Annotated in this window: 17 protein-coding genes; 5 read left to right on the forward strand and 12 right to left on the reverse strand. The window is 37.1% G+C overall.

Translation table 11 applies throughout. The features are described from left to right. Nucleotides 1-205: 205 nt before the first annotated feature. Together argS and DPQ31_RS26495 are read right to left on the reverse strand one after the other, a co-directional pair. Entirely contained in the window at nt 206-1,876 is a 1,671-nt protein-coding gene (gene argS / locus DPQ31_RS26490; protein ID WP_208731234.1) for an arginine--tRNA ligase, read from the reverse strand. After that, complete coding sequence (locus DPQ31_RS26495) at nt 1,876-2,313, reverse strand: YwiB family protein (protein WP_000744343.1); 438 nt, start codon at nt 2,311-2,313, stop codon at nt 1,876-1,878. Before DPQ31_RS26495 ends, argS begins: the two co-directional genes overlap by 1 nt. Nucleotides 2,314-2,461: 148 nt before the next feature. Here DPQ31_RS26495 and DPQ31_RS26500 point away from each other — a divergent pair, with 148 nt between their 5' ends. Next, nucleotides 2,462-3,502: a S66 family peptidase gene (locus tag DPQ31_RS26500; RefSeq protein ID WP_141555934.1), complete on the forward strand. Its 1,041-nt coding sequence runs from the start codon at nt 2,462-2,464 to the stop codon at nt 3,500-3,502. A 25-nt stretch (nt 3,503-3,527) separates the two neighbouring features. Here DPQ31_RS26500 and DPQ31_RS26505 read toward each other — a convergent pair whose 3' ends face one another. After that, the gene (locus tag DPQ31_RS26505) at nt 3,528-3,890 is read right to left on the reverse strand and encodes a YxeA family protein (RefSeq protein WP_000779925.1); all 363 of its coding nucleotides are present in this window, start codon (nt 3,888-3,890) and stop codon (nt 3,528-3,530) included. A gap of 234 nt (nt 3,891-4,124) precedes the next feature. On the opposite strand from DPQ31_RS26505, the gene DPQ31_RS26510 reads away from it, so the two are divergent. Beyond that, on the forward strand, nt 4,125-5,162 hold the full coding sequence (locus DPQ31_RS26510; protein ID WP_000996326.1) for a PTS sugar transporter subunit IIC: 1,038 nt from the start codon (nt 4,125-4,127) through the stop codon (nt 5,160-5,162). 299 nt (nt 5,163-5,461) lie between these two features. Here the strand turns inward: DPQ31_RS26510 and speB are convergent, their stop codons facing one another. The 4 genes from speB to DPQ31_RS26530 form a co-directional block, all read right to left on the reverse strand. After that, the gene (gene speB / locus DPQ31_RS26515) at nt 5,462-6,334 is read right to left on the reverse strand and encodes an agmatinase (RefSeq protein WP_001209829.1); all 873 of its coding nucleotides are present in this window, start codon (nt 6,332-6,334) and stop codon (nt 5,462-5,464) included. A 218-nt stretch (nt 6,335-6,552) separates the two neighbouring features. Further along, the gene (speE, locus tag DPQ31_RS26520) at nt 6,553-7,380 is read right to left on the reverse strand and encodes a polyamine aminopropyltransferase (protein ID WP_000424693.1); all 828 of its coding nucleotides are present in this window, start codon (nt 7,378-7,380) and stop codon (nt 6,553-6,555) included. Nucleotides 7,381-7,566: 186 nt separating this feature from the next. Beyond that, a complete protein-coding gene (locus DPQ31_RS26525) occupies nt 7,567-8,730 on the reverse strand; it encodes an MFS transporter (RefSeq protein ID WP_097927419.1) in 1,164 nt (387 codons plus the stop codon). A gap of 5 nt (nt 8,731-8,735) precedes the next feature. Beyond that, complete coding sequence (locus DPQ31_RS26530) at nt 8,736-9,143, reverse strand: MerR family transcriptional regulator (protein WP_000276559.1); 408 nt, start codon at nt 9,141-9,143, stop codon at nt 8,736-8,738. 151 nt (nt 9,144-9,294) lie between these two features. On the opposite strand from DPQ31_RS26530, the gene DPQ31_RS26535 reads away from it, so the two are divergent. Together DPQ31_RS26535 and DPQ31_RS26540 are read left to right on the forward strand one after the other, a co-directional pair. Continuing rightward, complete coding sequence (locus tag DPQ31_RS26535) at nt 9,295-10,020, forward strand: glycerophosphodiester phosphodiesterase (protein ID WP_208731235.1); 726 nt, start codon at nt 9,295-9,297, stop codon at nt 10,018-10,020. A 100-nt stretch (nt 10,021-10,120) separates the two neighbouring features. Then, the gene (locus DPQ31_RS26540) at nt 10,121-12,172 is read left to right on the forward strand and encodes a transglycosylase domain-containing protein (protein ID WP_208731236.1); all 2,052 of its coding nucleotides are present in this window, start codon (nt 10,121-10,123) and stop codon (nt 12,170-12,172) included. A 33-nt stretch (nt 12,173-12,205) separates the two neighbouring features. Here DPQ31_RS26540 and DPQ31_RS26545 read toward each other — a convergent pair whose 3' ends face one another. Both DPQ31_RS26545 and DPQ31_RS26550 read right to left on the reverse strand, forming a co-directional pair. Further along, entirely contained in the window at nt 12,206-12,715 is a 510-nt protein-coding gene (locus tag DPQ31_RS26545) for a YwhD family protein (protein ID WP_000136676.1), read from the reverse strand. 25 nt (nt 12,716-12,740) lie between these two features. Then, nucleotides 12,741-13,415, reverse strand: a complete 675-nt coding sequence (locus DPQ31_RS26550; RefSeq protein WP_000372440.1) for a site-2 protease family protein — start codon at nt 13,413-13,415, stop codon at nt 12,741-12,743. Nucleotides 13,416-13,526: 111 nt separating this feature from the next. On the opposite strand from DPQ31_RS26550, the gene DPQ31_RS26555 reads away from it, so the two are divergent. After that, complete coding sequence (locus DPQ31_RS26555) at nt 13,527-13,712, forward strand: 2-hydroxymuconate tautomerase (protein WP_001147171.1); 186 nt, start codon at nt 13,527-13,529, stop codon at nt 13,710-13,712. Between the two features lie 39 nt (nt 13,713-13,751). Here the strand turns inward: DPQ31_RS26555 and DPQ31_RS26560 are convergent, their stop codons facing one another. From DPQ31_RS26560 to DPQ31_RS26570, 3 genes are all read right to left on the reverse strand, one after another. Next, nucleotides 13,752-15,056 (reverse strand): HD domain-containing protein, encoded by a 1,305-nt coding sequence (locus tag DPQ31_RS26560; RefSeq protein WP_000262735.1) that lies wholly within the window; start codon nt 15,054-15,056, stop codon nt 13,752-13,754. Nucleotides 15,057-15,202: 146 nt separating this feature from the next. Next, nucleotides 15,203-16,141 carry an ABC transporter substrate-binding protein gene (locus DPQ31_RS26565; RefSeq protein WP_208731237.1) on the reverse strand — a complete coding sequence of 313 codons (939 nt, stop codon included), beginning with the start codon at nt 16,139-16,141 and terminating at the stop codon, nt 15,203-15,205. A 189-nt stretch (nt 16,142-16,330) separates the two neighbouring features. Beyond that, nucleotides 16,331-17,143 carry an ABC transporter ATP-binding protein gene (locus DPQ31_RS26570; RefSeq protein WP_000212075.1) on the reverse strand — a complete coding sequence of 271 codons (813 nt, stop codon included), beginning with the start codon at nt 17,141-17,143 and terminating at the stop codon, nt 16,331-16,333. Nucleotides 17,144-17,150 lie beyond the last annotated feature (7 nt).

Below are 17,150 nucleotides of genomic sequence, written 5' to 3' on the forward strand. Positions count from 1 at the left end.
ATTATCTCCATACAAAAAGGCAACCACACCATCGTGTGATTGCCTTTTACTTAAAGCGAAAGTCCGCTTCCGCTTTTCTTCATTGTCCAGCTCCAGCGGCTAGAATACTCGGTGGCTTCGCGCCTTCCTCCGAGGCAAAGTACGCCTCTCTGTCAGGAGCTCCATCCCCCTCCTATTCTAAACGAGCCGCTTCCGCTTTTCTTCATTACATTTTTTCTGGTGCAGATACTCCTACGATTGCTAGTGCGTTTTGAAGTGTAGTGCGTACTGCTTTCATTAATTCGTAACGAGCTTTACTTAACTCTAAGTTATCTTGGTTTAATACTTTCTCTGCATTGTAGAAGCTGTGTAGCGCTGCAGCTAATTCAAATGCATAGTTTGTAATGCGGTGTGGCAGACGTTTTTGCGCTGCATCCGCAACTACAGCTGGGAATTCACCAAGTTTTTTCAGTAATTCTACTTCTTTCTCAGAAGTAACAAGTTTATAGTTCACGTCTCCGCCTGTAGCTAATCCTAACTCTTCACCTTGACGAAGGATACTGCATACACGAGCATGTGCATATTGCGCATAGTATACTGGATTTTCATTAGATTTTGATACAGCTAAGTCCATATCGAAGTCTAAATGAGAATCACCGCTACGCATTGCAAAGAAGTAACGCATTGCGTCCACGCCTACTTCTTCCATAAGCTCACGAAGTGTAACTGCTTTACCCGTACGCTTACTCATCTTCATTTTTTCACCGTTTTGGTATAGTTGTACCATTTGGATGATTTCTACTTCTAATGTGTCTTTATCGTAACCAAGTGCTTGTATCGCAGCTTTCATACGAGGAATGTAACCGTGGTGGTCAGCACCCCAAATGTTGATTAATTTATCGAAACCACGCTCTAATTTGTCGCGATGGTAAGCGATATCTGGCGTTAAGTATGTGTAAGAACCGTCGTTTTTAATTAATACACGGTTTTTGTCGTCACCGTAAGTCATTGAACGGAACCAAGTTGCGCCGCCTTCTTCAAAGATTTCGTCACGCTCTTTTAATACAGCAAGAGCCTGATCAATTTTTCCGTTTTTGTATAATGATGTTTCTGAGAACCATACATCGAATTTAACACGGAAGCTCTCTAAGTCTTTTTGAAGTTTTGCTAACTCATATTTCAAACCGTATGAACGATAGAACTCATAGCTTTCTTCTGCATCAGCTTTCGCATAACGATCGCCAAACTCTTCAGCTAAACGTTTACCGATACCGATAATATCTGCACCGTGGTAACCGTCTTCTGGCATTTCTTTATCTAAACCTAACGCTTGCATGTAACGAACTTCAACAGAAAGAGCTAAATTATGAATTTGGTTACCCGCGTCATTAATGTAGTACTCACGAGATACATCGTATCCTGCTTTTGCTAATACGTTACATAAAGTGTCGCCTACCGCAGCACCGCGTGCATGTCCTAAGTGAAGGTCACCTGTTGGATTCGCAGATACGAACTCAATTTGTACTTTTTCACCTTTACCAGTGTTCGTTTCACCGTAAGCTTCACCAGCATTAACGATTGTTGGAATTAAGTCTGTTAAGTAACTATTATCCATATAGAAGTTAATAAAACCAGGACCAGCGATTTCAATTTTTTCAATAGAAGCTTTTGCTTTATCAAAGTTTGCAACTAATTCTTCTGCAATCATACGAGGTGCTTTTTTCGCAACACGTGCAAGTTGCATTGCCATATTTGTAGAGAAATCACCATTTGTTTTATCTTTTGGAGATTCTAATACAACGTTTGGAATTTGTTCTTCTGTTGCTAATTCTGCCTTTAATACAGCAGCTTGAATTTCTTCTTTAATCAATCCTTTTACCTGTTCTAAAGAATTCATTATTTTGCCTCCTTCAAGTTAATTGTAATTGTATATCTGCCAGCTTCTTGTTCACTTAGAAGCAATGCGTACGTTAAGAAGAGTTGTCCTTTTTTCTTTTCATCCGACCATTTAAAAAGAACGTTATCAGTTTTCGTTTGCAGTGCAAACGTACCAAGTTCACTCGTGTACGTACCAGTTGTCCATTCACCTTTCACATGCGTCTGACGCATAGAAATAGCACCTGAACGCATAATGAGAACTTGTTCATCTTGAATTTTTATAATTGTCTTCACTTCGCCTTGTTCGTTCGGCTCTTGGAATGTTACGTATGTACCTTGACCTTTTACATAGTATTGACCATTTGCTTCAAAAGCAACGGTTTCCTTCCTCGCCCCTTCACGGATTTCTGTTACGAAATGAACGTGTACCGGCAAGCCTGCAAGTTGTTTCTTCACGTCTTGCACACCTTTCAAATGTTATAGATATTAAATACTACTTATAATAAATCACTTTTCCTATCATATCAAAAAAAGATGCTGTCTGTCTGCTGAAAAATCAGGAAAACTCCTTTTCAAAAAATAATTCACCCTCACTTTATTTCATATGATAAAATATTTTTTAAATCTAAATATTCTTTTAATTAAAGGGGTGAATGTCGTGATACCAACAAAATTAAAAAAAGGGGATGAAATAAGAGTTATTTCACCATCTTGTAGTTTAAGTATTGTCTCAAATGAAAACAGAAACCTTGCTATAAAAAGATTAACCGACATGGGCTTTCAAGTTACATTCTCAAAATATGCTGATGAGATAGATCGATTCGCTTCCTCTTCTATTTCTTCACGTGTTCAAGACCTCCATGAAGCATTTAGAGACCCTAATGTAAAAGCAATTTTGACGACACTTGGCGGATATAACTCTAACGGCTTATTGAAACATCTCGATTACGATTTAATTCGCGAAAATCCAAAGTTTTTCTGCGGCTATTCTGACATTACTGCTTTACATAACGCACTTTATACAAAAACAGGTCTTGTTACATATTCAGGTCCTCACTTCTCTTCATTTGGAATGGAGAAAGGTCTCGCGTATACAACCGATTACTTTTTTAAATGCTTAACTTCTAATGATTCTATTGAAATCCTACCATCTGAAACGTGGAGTGATGATTCTTGGTATATAGATCAGGAAAATCGAGAATTTATTAAAAATGAAGGATATATTTCGATTCAAGAAGGAGAAGCTACAGGGGATATTATCGGCGGAAATATGAGCACTTTACATTTACTACAAGGTACACCGTATATGCCAAGCTTACGAGATAAAGTTTTATTTCTTGAAGAAGATAGTTTAACGGGAAAAGCTACACTTAAAACTTTCGATCGATACTTACATTCTCTTATGCAACAAACTGATTTTGAATACGTAAAAGGTATCGTTATAGGAAGAATGCAAAAAGGAGCAGAATGTATGATAGAGGACATTCAAGAAATGATTGCTTCAAAGCCTGAACTTGCACATATCCCTATTATTGCGAATGCAAGTTTCGGACATACAACTCCGATCTTCACTTTCCCAATTGGCGGACGTGCAAAAATCATTTCTAATAAAGAAAGTTCAGCTATCACCATTTTAACGCACTAAAAAAGGAGCGAACGTTTCGCTCCTCTTATGGTTTTTCTATTTTTTGCAACGCTTTTTGTGGGATTGATTCTTTCGGGATTTCAGCCCATCCTTTTCCCTGCATACCTTTTGCATAAATTTTTATAAAAGCACCTGTATGCAATTCACGGTTCACCATTCTTTTAATAACTTGTAACTTTCCATCTTCTGTATATCCTTTAAATGTATACAAATATTCATCGTCTTTTTTCTCGCTTTTATCTATAACAGCATAATAATCTTGTATTTCTTTATTTGAAAAGAAGTTGTCTACAAAAGCATGCACACCTTCTGTTTTCGTGTTTAAATAATATGCTGTTCCTCCTAAAATAATGGCGAACACAGCTAAAACTTTAATTACCAATTTCATAAATGCGCCTCCTGTTTGCACTACTTTCTCACTAATCATATGTCTATACCTGTATTATACGAAAAAAAGCATACTATACTCTATCGAAATGCCTTACACTTTCCTTACATTATTGTAAGGGTTTTTCACCTTACAGCAATTTCCCAATAAAAAATTTTTCCGTTTCACAAACTTTTATATTATTATTGAATGATACAAATTTTTATTACAAAAATCAAAGGAGACAGTTTTCAAATGGCTATCTTGCAAGGTTTAGCACTATTACTTGTTGTACTTTGTCTATTTACACTTTTCAGTTACCGTGCGCCTTACGGAATGAAGGCGATGGGTGCTTTAGCTAATGCAGCAATCGCAAGTTTTCTTATTGAAGCATTTCACCGTTATATAGGTGGAGAAATGTTTCATAATGACTTTTTACAATCAGTAGGAGAAGCTTCTGGTAGTATGAGCGGTGTTGCAGCAGCAATTTTAGTAGCATTAGCAATCGGCGTTTCACCCGTATACGCTGTTTTAATCGGTATCGCTACTAGTGGATTCGGTATTTTACCAGGATTTTTTGCTGGATACGTTTGTGCCTTCGTCGTGAAATTTCTCGAAAAGAAATTACCAGCTGGTGTAGAGTTTTTAGCAATCCTATTTATTGCTGCACCAATCTCACGTGGAATGGCCATGCTTATGGATCCACTCGTTAACGCAACACTTGGTAAAATCGGTTCTATGATTTCAGTTGCAACTACAGAAAGTCCTATCATTATGGGTATTATGCTTGGTGGATTAATAACAGTTATTTCTACCTCTCCATTAAGTTCTATGGCATTAACTGCAATGCTTGGATTAACAGGTTTACCAATGGCAATTGGCAGTCTTGCCGTTGCGGCCTCAGCCCCGATGAACTTTATTTTCTTTAAACGACTAAAAATTTGTTCAAAGAAAGATACAATTGCTGTAGCAATCGAGCCTTTAACACAAGCCGATGTTGTCTCAGCAAATCCAATTCCTATCTATATGACAAACTTCGTTGGCGGCGCGCTTGCCGGTATTATTACATCGCTATTCCAGCTCGTTAATAATGCGCCAGGAACAGCATCACCAATTCCAGGGCTTCTCGTCTTGTTTGGATTTAATGACGTTATAAAAGTAACGATTGCTGCTGTACTATGTGGAATCGTTACCACTATTGTCGGATACATCGGATCTATTGTGTTCCGCAAATATCCGATCCGCTCTGCTGATGAAATTCGCGGCATTGCTTCAGAAGAAAAGGTTGCATAAGAAAAAGAGTTATTCTCACCTTTTGAGAATAACTCTTTTTTTCATGTCTTGCTATGGTAAATGGGATTATATCGACTTACCGACACATAACGGATAAAATAAAAGCTCCTATTCATAGGGGACTCTTACTTTATCCAGCTACAGCGGCTAGAATGGTCGGTCGCTTCGCTTCCGCTTTTATTTCTATCCAGTTACGCCTCCTAGCCCCTTGCGTCTAAGAACCTTCCCTACCAAAAGGTAAAAAGCACCTTTTGCAGGAAAGAACCTTAGTCACCGGGTCTAAACAGTCGGCTTCACTTTTACTTTACCCAACCGAGCAGCATTTCCCGCACGAATTTGCTTGCTGCGACTGGTGTTTGATCACTATGGTCGTAGACAGGAGCTACTTCTACTAAGTCTGCTCCAACTACATTTATATTTGAATTTGCAATTGCCATGATGGAATCTAATAGTTCTTTAGATGTGATACCTCCAGCCTCTAACGTTCCTGTTCCAGGAGCATGAGCTGGGTCTAATACATCAATGTCGATTGTGACATAGACTGGACGTCCTGCAAGTTTCGGTAATACTTCTTTTAACGGCTCTAATACGTCAAATTTGTATAAGTTCATACCTACTTCTTTCGCCCATTCAAATTCTTCCTTCATTCCAGAACGAATTCCGAAAGAATATACGTTTTCCGGACCAATTAAATCACACACTTTACGAATTGGTGTAGAGTGGGATAAAGGCTCCCCTTCATACGATTCACGTAAATCAGTATGAGCATCCATGTGGATGATTGCTAAATCCGGATATTTTTTTGCCATTGCCTTAAAAATTGGCCAAGACACTAAGTGCTCACCGCCGAGACCTAGTGGAAACTTACCGGCATCTAAAAGTTTTGATACATACTCTTCAATCATGTCTAAGCTGCGTTGTGCATTTCCGAATGGTAATGGGATATCACCCGCATCAAAATATTTTACCTCTTCTAGTTCACGATCTAAATACGGACTATATTCTTCAAGACCGATTGATACTTCACGAATACGTGCAGGGCCAAAGCGAGATCCTGGACGGAAACTTACTGTCCAATCCATAGGCATCCCATAAATAACCGCCTTTGACTCTTCAAAACTTGGATGACTTTTAATAAATACTTTACCTGAATAAGCTTCATCAAAACGCATATTCTTTTCCTCCTTATGTGGAACTTAAGGTATCCCAACCTTTCATTATTTCTCAAATTTGGAGCGTACTGCTCCTCTTTCTCGATTTACCTGGGCCTTCTTGTTATCACAAGAAGACTACTTCATTTGTAGCAGTGTAAGTAACTAGCATGTTCAAGCCTTCTAGACAAACACCTTAAATGAGTTACTTACACTTTATTTATTTCAATTTAACGCTCTTACTTAATTAAATCGCCAACAAATTTCGGTAATGCGAATGCTGCATTGTGTAATTCTTTTGTGTAGTATTTCGTTTCGATTTCGTGGAAACGCTCTTCACTTACTTCTAGTGGATCATGTTTTTTAGATCCAATTGTGAATGTCCAAAGTCCACTTGGATACGTTGGAATGTTTGCTGTGTATAAACGAGTAATTGGGAAGATCTCTTTTACGTCTTTGAACACAGTTGTAATTAGTTCTGGTGTGAACCAAGGGTTGTCCGTTTGTGCAACGAAAATACCATCTTCTTTTAACGCTTTAGAGATTCCAGCGTAGAAACCTTTCGTAAATAAGTTTACTGCTGGTCCTACCGGCTCAGTAGAATCTACCATAATTACGTCATATTCATTTTCGCTTTCTGCGATGTGTAGGAAACCGTCTCCTACTTTCACCTCTACACGCTCATCATCTAATGCGCCTGCAATTGATGGTAAGTACTGTTTAGAGTACTCAATTACTTTTCCATCAATTTCAACAAGAGTTGCTTTTTTTACGCTTGGGTGTTTTAACACTTCACGAATAACACCGCCATCACCACCACCGACAACTAATACGTTTTCAGGGTTTGGATGTGTAAATAAAGGTACGTGCGCTACCATTTCATGATAAACGAACTCATCTTTTTCTGTTGTCATAACCATGCCATCTAAAATAAGCATGTTTCCGAACTCTTCCGTTTCAACCATATCAAGTTTTTGGAATTCTGTTTGCTCCGTATGTAATGTGCGGTTAATACGTGCCGTAATCCCAAAATGTTTTGTTTGTTTTTCAGTGAACCATAGTTCCATCGTACAATCACGCCTTTCAATGCAAATTTATAATAGGGACATCATTAATGTCCCCTAACAAAAATAAAACAAAACATCCAAAATGTATAGTTAAAAGTACAAAAATACCGAAAATATATTTTAGTCAGAGGGTTCTAACATATATGTGGAAAGGGTTTGCCTTGTAATAGGAAAGAAAACCCTTTCTTAAGAAAGGGCTTTTGTCTCTATTTCTACCGGTTTACGAATCGGAATTAAGATCATAACGCAACCAACTAATACAACAACTCCACCGACTAAAAATGGACTTTGTGGTGAAACAGTGTGTCCGATAACTCCTGATAAAATGGGAGCAATCGCTCCTCCTAACCAACGAACGAAGTTATAAACACCTGACGTAACAGATCTTTCATAAGGTGAAATATCCATTACATAGCTTGTATATAATGCATTATTTAAACCAGATGCTAATCCTGATAGAACGATTAATACGATTTGTAACCACATAATTTTCACAAAGAATAATGCAATTAAGAAAATCGCAAATACGAGTAAACTACCTTTTAACAATGTTTTCGGTTCATATTTCCCTTCTAGCTTATGTGCTAAAATTGCGGAACCGTAAGCTAACGCTAATCCCCATCCACAAAATACAAAACCTAATTGAATAGCGGATAAATGCATAATAAGTGGTGAATATGCTAGCACGACGAAAAATCCGTAGTAGTATAACATCCCTGAAATCGCACCTTGCATAAACGGTTTATATTTCACTAGGTTAAGTAATTCACCTACGCCTGCTGCTTTACGCTTCACTTTTCGCTCCGGTTCTTTTACAAAAAAGAATACTAAAATAAATGCTAAGAAAATTAAAATACTCGTTGCGAAAAATGGGTAACGCCAAGAATGTCCACCTAATATACCACCTAACAATGGGCCACCTGCCATTCCTAAACCGATAGCTGCTTCATATAATCCTACTGCTTCATGAACCTCCTTACTTAATGCTATTAAAAGTGTCATTGCTGTAGCAAAAAACATCGCATTTCCTAATCCCCATCCAGCACGGAAAAGAGATAATTGAGCAATCGTTTGCGATATACCGCATATAAACGCAAATACAGTTACAATTGCAAGACCGATTGTCATCATGCGCTTATCACCAAATCTTGATGCGAATATACCAGCTGGTAACATCATAATTGCCATCGTTAAAATATATGCGGTAAATAACATTTCAACTTGCCAATGCGTTGCACCAATTTTCTCAGCAATAATTGGCAAGATTGGATCGACTACCCCTATACCAGAAAAGGCAAGGAAAGTAGCCACCACTGTAATCAATCTCCCTAGTTTTTGTTTGCTCTCCATTTCAATCATTCTCCTTTTATGCTCTCTAAAAATGTCACTGCACGATGTAAACTATCTTCAAGTTCTGCCTTTACACGCTGCATTTGCTCCATTTTTTCATCCAACGTTTGCACTTGTTTCTCAAGCATATCTTTAATTTCTTGAATCACTTCGCGGTCGCGAGGATTCTCGCTATTTCTTCTTTGTTCCATTCTTTCTTTTAACGATAAGAAATGTTGCATTTCTTGAAGCGTGATTCCTAATACTTCTTTCGCTTCCACGATCCTTTTAATTCTTGCAATATCCTCATCCGTATAAAGCCGAATGTTCCCCTCACTACGCTCCGGGGGATGAATTAAACCAATTTCCTCATAATAACGAAGTGTACGCTTTGTTAAACCAACTTGCTTTGTTACTTCATCAATTTTATACATGTTTATTCCTCCCTTCACTCAATTATTACATTTTACGTTAACGTTAACTTTTGTGCAACTGTTAGACTTTTGTAAATTTTTTTCATATAAATTGTATTTTTCTCATAGCGGTTTCATAATGAAGGAAAAGAGATGATAAGGAGATTTTCACATGAATAAACCACTTATTTTCGCTCACCGCGGGGTAAAAGGAACACATCCAGAAAATACGATGATCGCCTTCCAAGAAGCTGAACGCATTGGCGCTCATGGGATTGAACTTGATGTTCATCTATCAAAAGATGGCGAACTTGTCGTAATCCACGATGAAACAGTGGATCGCACAACAAATGGCGCAGGGATTGTTTCTGAAAAAACGGTAGAGGAACTACAATCATTGGACGCTGGTAGCCATAAAGATCCTTCTTTCCATGAAGCAAAAATCCCAACGTTACGCGAAGTTTTCATCTGGCTTTCCACAACGAACTTACAACTAAATATCGAATTAAAAACAGATGTGATTCACTACCCAAATATTGAAGAGAAAGTTGTTGCACTTGTTCGTGAATATCATCTTTCTAATCAAATTGTATTCTCATCATTTAACCATGACTCTGTTTCATTATTAGCAGAAATAGCTCCTGAAATCCCAAGGGCAATTTTATATGATACGCCACTTGCTAATCCTATTGCTGAAGCAAAAATTAGAGAAGCAACTGGTTTACATCCAAACTTTCAGCTACTAACTAAAGAATTCGTACAGTTAGCACAAAAACAAGGGTACGTTTTCCGCCCTTATACAATTAACGAATACAAAGATTTACAAACGATGATTGATTATGGTGTAGATGTCATCATCACCGATTGGCCAGCACGTGCCTTTGAGCTCCTTTCTTAATTGAAGGGGCTTTTTTGTTTTCAAAATTTCATTGTTTAAAATAAATGAAAATCCTCAATACTAATACAATAATGTTTGTATTAATGAGGGGCTGAAAAAGATGAATCAAACTATGAATCCAAAACTTAAAAAATATAAACGTCTTTTCTTCACCGTAATGTTTTCTTGTGTTATTTTTTTCGTTTTTTCCTTTTTTGTTATTATTATAGTTGCAAAAATTATGGGACCACCTCCTGTCGCAGTCCCGCAAACAAGCGTCTTTTACGCGAATGATGATACAGTTATTGGACAAAGTAACGAAATACAAAAGCGTTACAATGTCTCTCTAAATGAAATTTCTCCCTATGTAAAAGAAGCGACACTTTCTATTGAAGACCAAAGATTTTATAAGCATCATGGCTTCGATATGAAACGTATTGCAGGTGCAATTGTTGCTGATTTAAAAGCGATGGCAAAAGTACAAGGTGCTAGTACGATTACACAACAATACGCACGTAATCTATATTTAGATCATGATAAAACGTGGAAACGGAAACTATTAGAGGCAATGTATACTGTCCGCCTTGAAGTGAATTATAATAAAAATCATATTTTAGAAGGTTATTTAAATACAATTTATTACGGACATGGTGCTTATGGCATCGAAGCTGCGTCTCGTCTATATTTCGATAAAACAGCAAAAGAATTAACATTAGCAGAAGCCAGTATGCTTGCAGGAATCCCGAAAGGACCTAGTGTCTACTCTCCCTTTTTAAAAGAAGAACGTGCTAAAGGACGTCAATCTCTCATATTAGATGAAATGGTAGAACAAGGTTATATTACGAAGCAGCAAGCAGCTTCTGCAAAAAAGGAACCACTAACTTTTGCCTCGCTTGATACGAAAAAAGTAGCAGAAGTTGCGCCTTATTTCCAAGATGCTGTACAAGCTTCTCTTCTTCGGGATATCGGACTGGATGAGCAAGCCTTACAACGAGGTGGCTTACGTATTTATACAACTTTAGATCCTAAGTTACAATCTGTAGCAGAACAAGCTGTCAAAGATCATATACCTGAAACAGCAAACATACAAACTGCCCTCGTCTCTATGAATCCAAAAACAGGTGAAGTGGCTGCTCTTGTTGGAGGAACTGATTATAATACGAGTCAATTTAACAGGGCTACACAAGCCGTCCGTCAGCCTGGATCTACATTTAAACCCTTTCTATATTACGCAGCTTTGGAACGAGGATTCACCCCTGCTACGCGCTTAAAAAGCGAATACACTGTATTCACTTTAGGTGACGGTGTTTCAAAGTATAAACCGAAAAACTATAAAGATTATTACGCAGATGATTTCGTAACGATGGCACAAGCTCTCGCAGTCTCTGATAACATATACGCTGTGAAAACAAATTTATTTTTAGGTGATGACACGCTCGCAAAAACAGCGAAGCAATTCGGAATTAAGAGTGCATTAAAAGATGTGCCTTCCCTAGCTCTCGGCACGTCTCCTGTAAAACCAATTGAAATGGTGAATGCTTATAGTATGTTCGCAAACGGTGGAAAAGAAGTAAAACCTATCTTTATTCGCCGTATTATGGATCATGAAGGGAACATGTTATACGATGCTCATTTGGAGAGCAAACAAGTTCTCGATAAGAGCAAAGCGTTTGTGATGGAAGAAATGATGACTGGTATGTTTAATAAAAAACTAAGCAGTTATGCCGCTGTAACTGGTCAATCTATGTTATCAAAACTATCAAGAACATATGCCGGAAAATCTGGTTCTACTGAAACCGATAGTTGGATGATTGGATTCACTCCGCAAATTGTAACTGGTGTATGGGTTGGATACGATCAACCTAAATCTATTTCAAACGTAGCAGAACAAGGATATGCGAAAAAAATATGGACCGATACGATGGAGAAAGGCTTAGATGGACAACCTAAAAAGGATTTTAAACAACCAAGTGATGTCGTAGCCGTTAATATTAACCCAGAAAACGGCAAGATTGCTACAAAGAACTGTCCAATTTCAGTTAAAATGTATTTCGCCAAAGGTACCGAGCCTACTGAATATTGTATGGATCATGTCGATGATAAAGAGGAATTTGAAAAAACAAGTGAAGAAAAGAAAAAAACAAGTTGGTGGAAAAAATATCTTCCTTGGTAAAAAAATAGCTGACGGACATCCGTCAGCTATTTTTTATTCACTTAATAATGCATGACGCAATTCTTCACTAGACTCGTTCCAAATCGCTTCATTATGTTCTTTCAAGAACGTACCAAGTACTTTTTTAGAAGATTCATCCATATGTTCAACCATAATGTGACGCTTCAATGATTTATCCATTTTGTTTACATGCTCTGGAAGTGATTTATATCCGCGGCGAATTTCACGGTCTACTGTCATTTCACAAGCTGTTACCCCTGCGTAATAAGCACCGTTCGGTGTTCTTTCAATTGTTACCCAAACAAGCCAAAATGGTTTTCCGTTTGGAACGTCATCTTTATTTGTTAAAAACTTAATTCCTTTTTCTACTGTACTACGCGCATGCATCGCACCGATATCAACGAATGCAGTTTTCTCTAGTACATCAACAAATACAGGTGAAATGTTTTCTAAGCTTAATGCCCCAACACCAAATCCACCATGTCCATCTGTTGAATCATTTTTCACGATATTAAAACCGATTTTCTTCTTTTTCTCTGTCATATGTAACTTCCTCCTCACTTAAAAATTATAAAAGCCCAAAAATAGGCGCAATGATACTTTGTAAAAATACGAATACATACGGAATGACAACATTGAAAATAGGTTGAATTGTGTAGTTGCTAAGCGGTGTAATAACAAGAATTAATAACGCAATTGCTCCATATTTTTCATACTGTGTCATTTTCGCGCGAATATTTGCTGGTGCTAAATCTTCCACAACGCGATATCCATCAAGTGGCGGAATCGGTAATAAGTTAAATACAAGTAAAACGATATTAAGCATAATAAAAATTTGGAAGAATCGACCTAATGTATCTGCTACTGCAAATGGAATTGAGTCTAGTACGCCAAATGTTAATAAGCTATACCAAATAATTAAACCAATCGCACTTAAAATTAAGTTACTAATCGGTCCTGCAATAGAAACTAATATGCCTGCAAGACGTGGTCTTTTAAAGTTATAGGGGTTAACAGGCACCGGTCTTGCCCAACCGAATCCAAGAATTAATACTGCAATCATCCCGATAGGATCTAAATGGGCCATCGGTGATAACGTTAAACGTCCTTGTTTTTTCGCTGTATCGTCCCCAAATTTATATGCAACATATGCATGTGCAAATTCATGAACGGATAGTGCAATAATAATCGCCATTGCTACTAACGGAATTTCGTGCAATGGATATCTAAATAACTGATCCATACTTCATCTCCTCTTCAATATGTCAAAAAAGAAATTATTTGTTTTTTCGATTGTTCTTCCCCATAATCCGCTATAATAAGAGTGTAACTTACATAAAAGGAGCGATTGTACATGCCATACGTAACAGTGAAAATGCTAGAAGGACGCACAGAGGAACAAAAGAAAGCTCTTGCTGAGAAAGTAACAGCAGCAGTAAGCGAAACAACTGGTGCTCCTGAAGAAAACATCGTTGTTTTCATCGAAGAAATGTCTAAAAACCATTATGCAGTTGGCGGAAAACGCTTAAGCGACAAATAATTTCAAGTTCTTTCATAAGAAGCAGCCATTAGCTGCTTCTTATTTTTTGCCTTCTAACAACTCGATAATTCTCTCTTTATATTTTCCTTTTCTTCCATCTTCATAGATTAAATCATGCGGATAGAATAACTTTTGGTCCGTTCTCTTCTTCCCCGTAATCGCCTCAACAATATCCGATTCACGTGAAAGCTCTCTAAGTTCCCCGTTCGGCATAAGGAGTAAGATTGGCAGACGCTCTTCCTCTTCTCCTGCGCGATAAAAGTCATATGGTAAATCCGATGTTGAATCAACTACTAAATAATACTCTGGATCTAGTCCAATCTTTTTAAATAAGCTGCTTAGCTCCATCCAATTATCTAAACCGTGCTTATCTGTAAACTCTACATATTTAAATAGATTTCGATTCATAAAACGACGGCATAAGTCACTTAAAATTGGATCTTCTTCGTCTTGCCATACTTGGAAGTAATAATACATTACGTTCTCGTCTAGCTTTAAATAATCCTCTACTGTCACTTCTTCTTCAAACAAAGAATAAAAATGAACAGGATGATTTTTAAACGCATAATACTTCTCATGCAATGATTTAGCACGGTGTAAAATCTTCGTTAAAATAACTTCTGCACTGCGCGTTACCGGATGGAAATATACTTGCCAATACATTTGATAACGGCTCATAATATAATGCTCAACAGCATGCATACCACTATTTTTAATAACTACTTGATTCCCATACGGACGCATGACACGCAATATACGTTCCATATCAAAGTTCCCGTACTTTACACCTGTGAAATAAGCATCTCTTAATAAATAATCCATACGATCTGCATCAATTTGACTTGAAATCATACTAATCGCTAATTTATTAGTGGATGTTTTCGCAATTACATCTGCCACTTTTTGCGGGAAGTCCTTATCCACACGACTTAATACACGATTAATTTCCGTATCTCCTACGATAATCTTTTGCGTAAATTTCTCATGATCTAATGAAAATACTTTTTCAAACGAATGAGAAAATGGGCCGTGACCGACATCATGAAGTAATGCCGCACATAAACATAACAATCTATCTTCAGCATTCCAGTTCGGTCTGCCATCAAACACATCATCAATCATACGACGAATAATTTCATATACACCTAACGAATGAGTAAAGCGACTATGCTCTGCACCGTGAAATGTAAAAAATGTTGTTCCAAGCTGCTTAATACGGCGCAAGCGTTGAAATTCTTTCGTTCCGATTAAATCCCAAATAACACGATCACGCACGTGCACATATTTATGTACTGGGTCTTTAAACACTTTTGTTTCGCTGAGTTTGTCGTTTAAATATACCACTTTTCGACATCCCCCTTTCTTTACTGCATTCTTACTATATATTATAAACGAAATAGGAAACAGAAAGAAATGAAAGACTGTATTAATTGCCCTTATATAAAGAAAAAATCACCTTTACCGAAGTAAAAGTGATTTCTTTTTATACATTATTTTCCTAAAACGAACTCAGCGACTTCATCTAAGATCATTTCTTTTCCTAGTGGGAAGTAACCTTTGTTTAGATCTTCATTTTTAATTGTAAATACGTGGTTATTTTTAACAGCATTCATGTTTTTCCAAATTGATTCTTCTTGGAATTCTTTTAGACGCTGAGAACCGTCACCCGTTGTAAATACAAATAAGTAATCTGGGTTGTAATCGATTAAAGTTTCTTTTTGTACTTGTACTAATGGTTTATCAGTTGGTGTACCTTTAACTGCTGGTAATTTTAAATCATTAAAGATTACGCTACCGTAACCGTAGTCACCATATACACGGAATGCATTTGGATATGCAGCCATTTTCATGAATGTTGCATCACCAGTTTTAGCGATAATTTTATCATGTAATTTGCTTGCTTTTTCATCATACTTTTTAAACCATTCTTTTGTTTCTTTCTCTTTACCAAGAATTTGGCCTACTTCTTCAAACTTTGGACGCCATTGATCTAATGGAGTGTTTAACATAACTGTTGGTGCAATTTTAGATAATTGATCGTAAATCTTTTCTTGACGATTATTTACAAGAATTAAGTCTGGTTTTGCAGCAGCTACTGCTTCGATGTTAATTTTATCGCCCCAAGCAGAACCAACTGGTTTAACGTCTTTTAATTTATTTGCAATATGTGCATCAATTTTTTCTTGAGATGTATTAGCTGTAATAATTGGTTTCATGCCAAAGATTAATAATTCTTCTGTTGAACCACTAAGGTCAGCAATTTTCTTTGGATTTGCAGGGATTTTAATTTCCCCTTTTGCATGTTTTACAGTGCGCTCTTCAGTCTTCGCATCTGCTTTCTTTTCTTCTTCTTTGTTAGAACAAGCTGCAAATAGTACAGAAGTAACCACTAGTACCATTGCTAATAGTGCCATTTTAAAATTCTTCATGTTCCCACTCCTTCTGGCTGTATTTATCTTATAATTTAGGATGAACTATAAGAAACAAAAATAACAATTAATCAATATATATTTATTAACCGTTGTTAATGACCCATTCTAACGGGCGTTCAACTTCCCATTTATAAGTAAGAAGCTCAACGTCCATTAGAAGTCCCCCTCTTTACGAGGGGGTTCTACTTATGCTTTTTTACGCAATTGATTACTAATCATCGCTAAATCATATGTTAAACAAATCGGTTTACAGTTTACTGGACATGGAACGATTTGCGCTTCAATCTCAAACACGTTACGAAGTGTTTCACTTGTCATAACCTCATCTGGCGTTCCTTGTTTCATTAACTTACCTGCTTTTAATGCAATCATATGATCAGAGAAACGAGAAGCATGATTTAAATCGTGAATAACCATCACAATTGTCCTACCTTCTTCTTGGTTCAATTTCTTCAGTAAGTTTAATACTTCAAGTTGATGTGCCATATCTAAATATGTCGTTGGTTCATCTAATACAAGTAAATCTGTTCCTTGTGCAAGAGCCATCGCAATCCATACCCTTTGACGTTGACCACCTGATAAGGCTTCTGCTGAACGATTTGCGAACTCTGTCATTCCCGTCACTTCAAGTGCCCAATGAATGTAGCGATAGTCTTCTTCTTTCAATGTTCCAAATCCTTTTTGATGAGGAAAACGTCCATATGAAACAAGTTCAAACACAGTAAGGCCTGTTGGCACTTCTGCAGTTTGTGGTAAGATCGCCATTTTCTTTGCGATTTCTTTCGTTGGCTGTTTCTCAATTGCTTTTCCATCAAGATAAACAGTACCTTTTTTCGCCTTCAAAATACGAGAAGCCGTTTTTAATAATGTGGATTTCCCACAACCATTTGGTCCAATAATCGTTGTAATTTTTCCTTCCGGAATTTCAACTGTTAATCCATCAATAATTAATCCTTCATTATAGCCAACAGATACCGAATCAACTGCTAAAGTTGCCATACAAAAA

The sequence above is a fragment of the Bacillus sp. COPE52 genome, assembly GCF_003355115.1.
GTDB lineage: Bacteria > Bacillota > Bacilli > Bacillales > Bacillaceae_G > Bacillus_A > Bacillus_A toyonensis.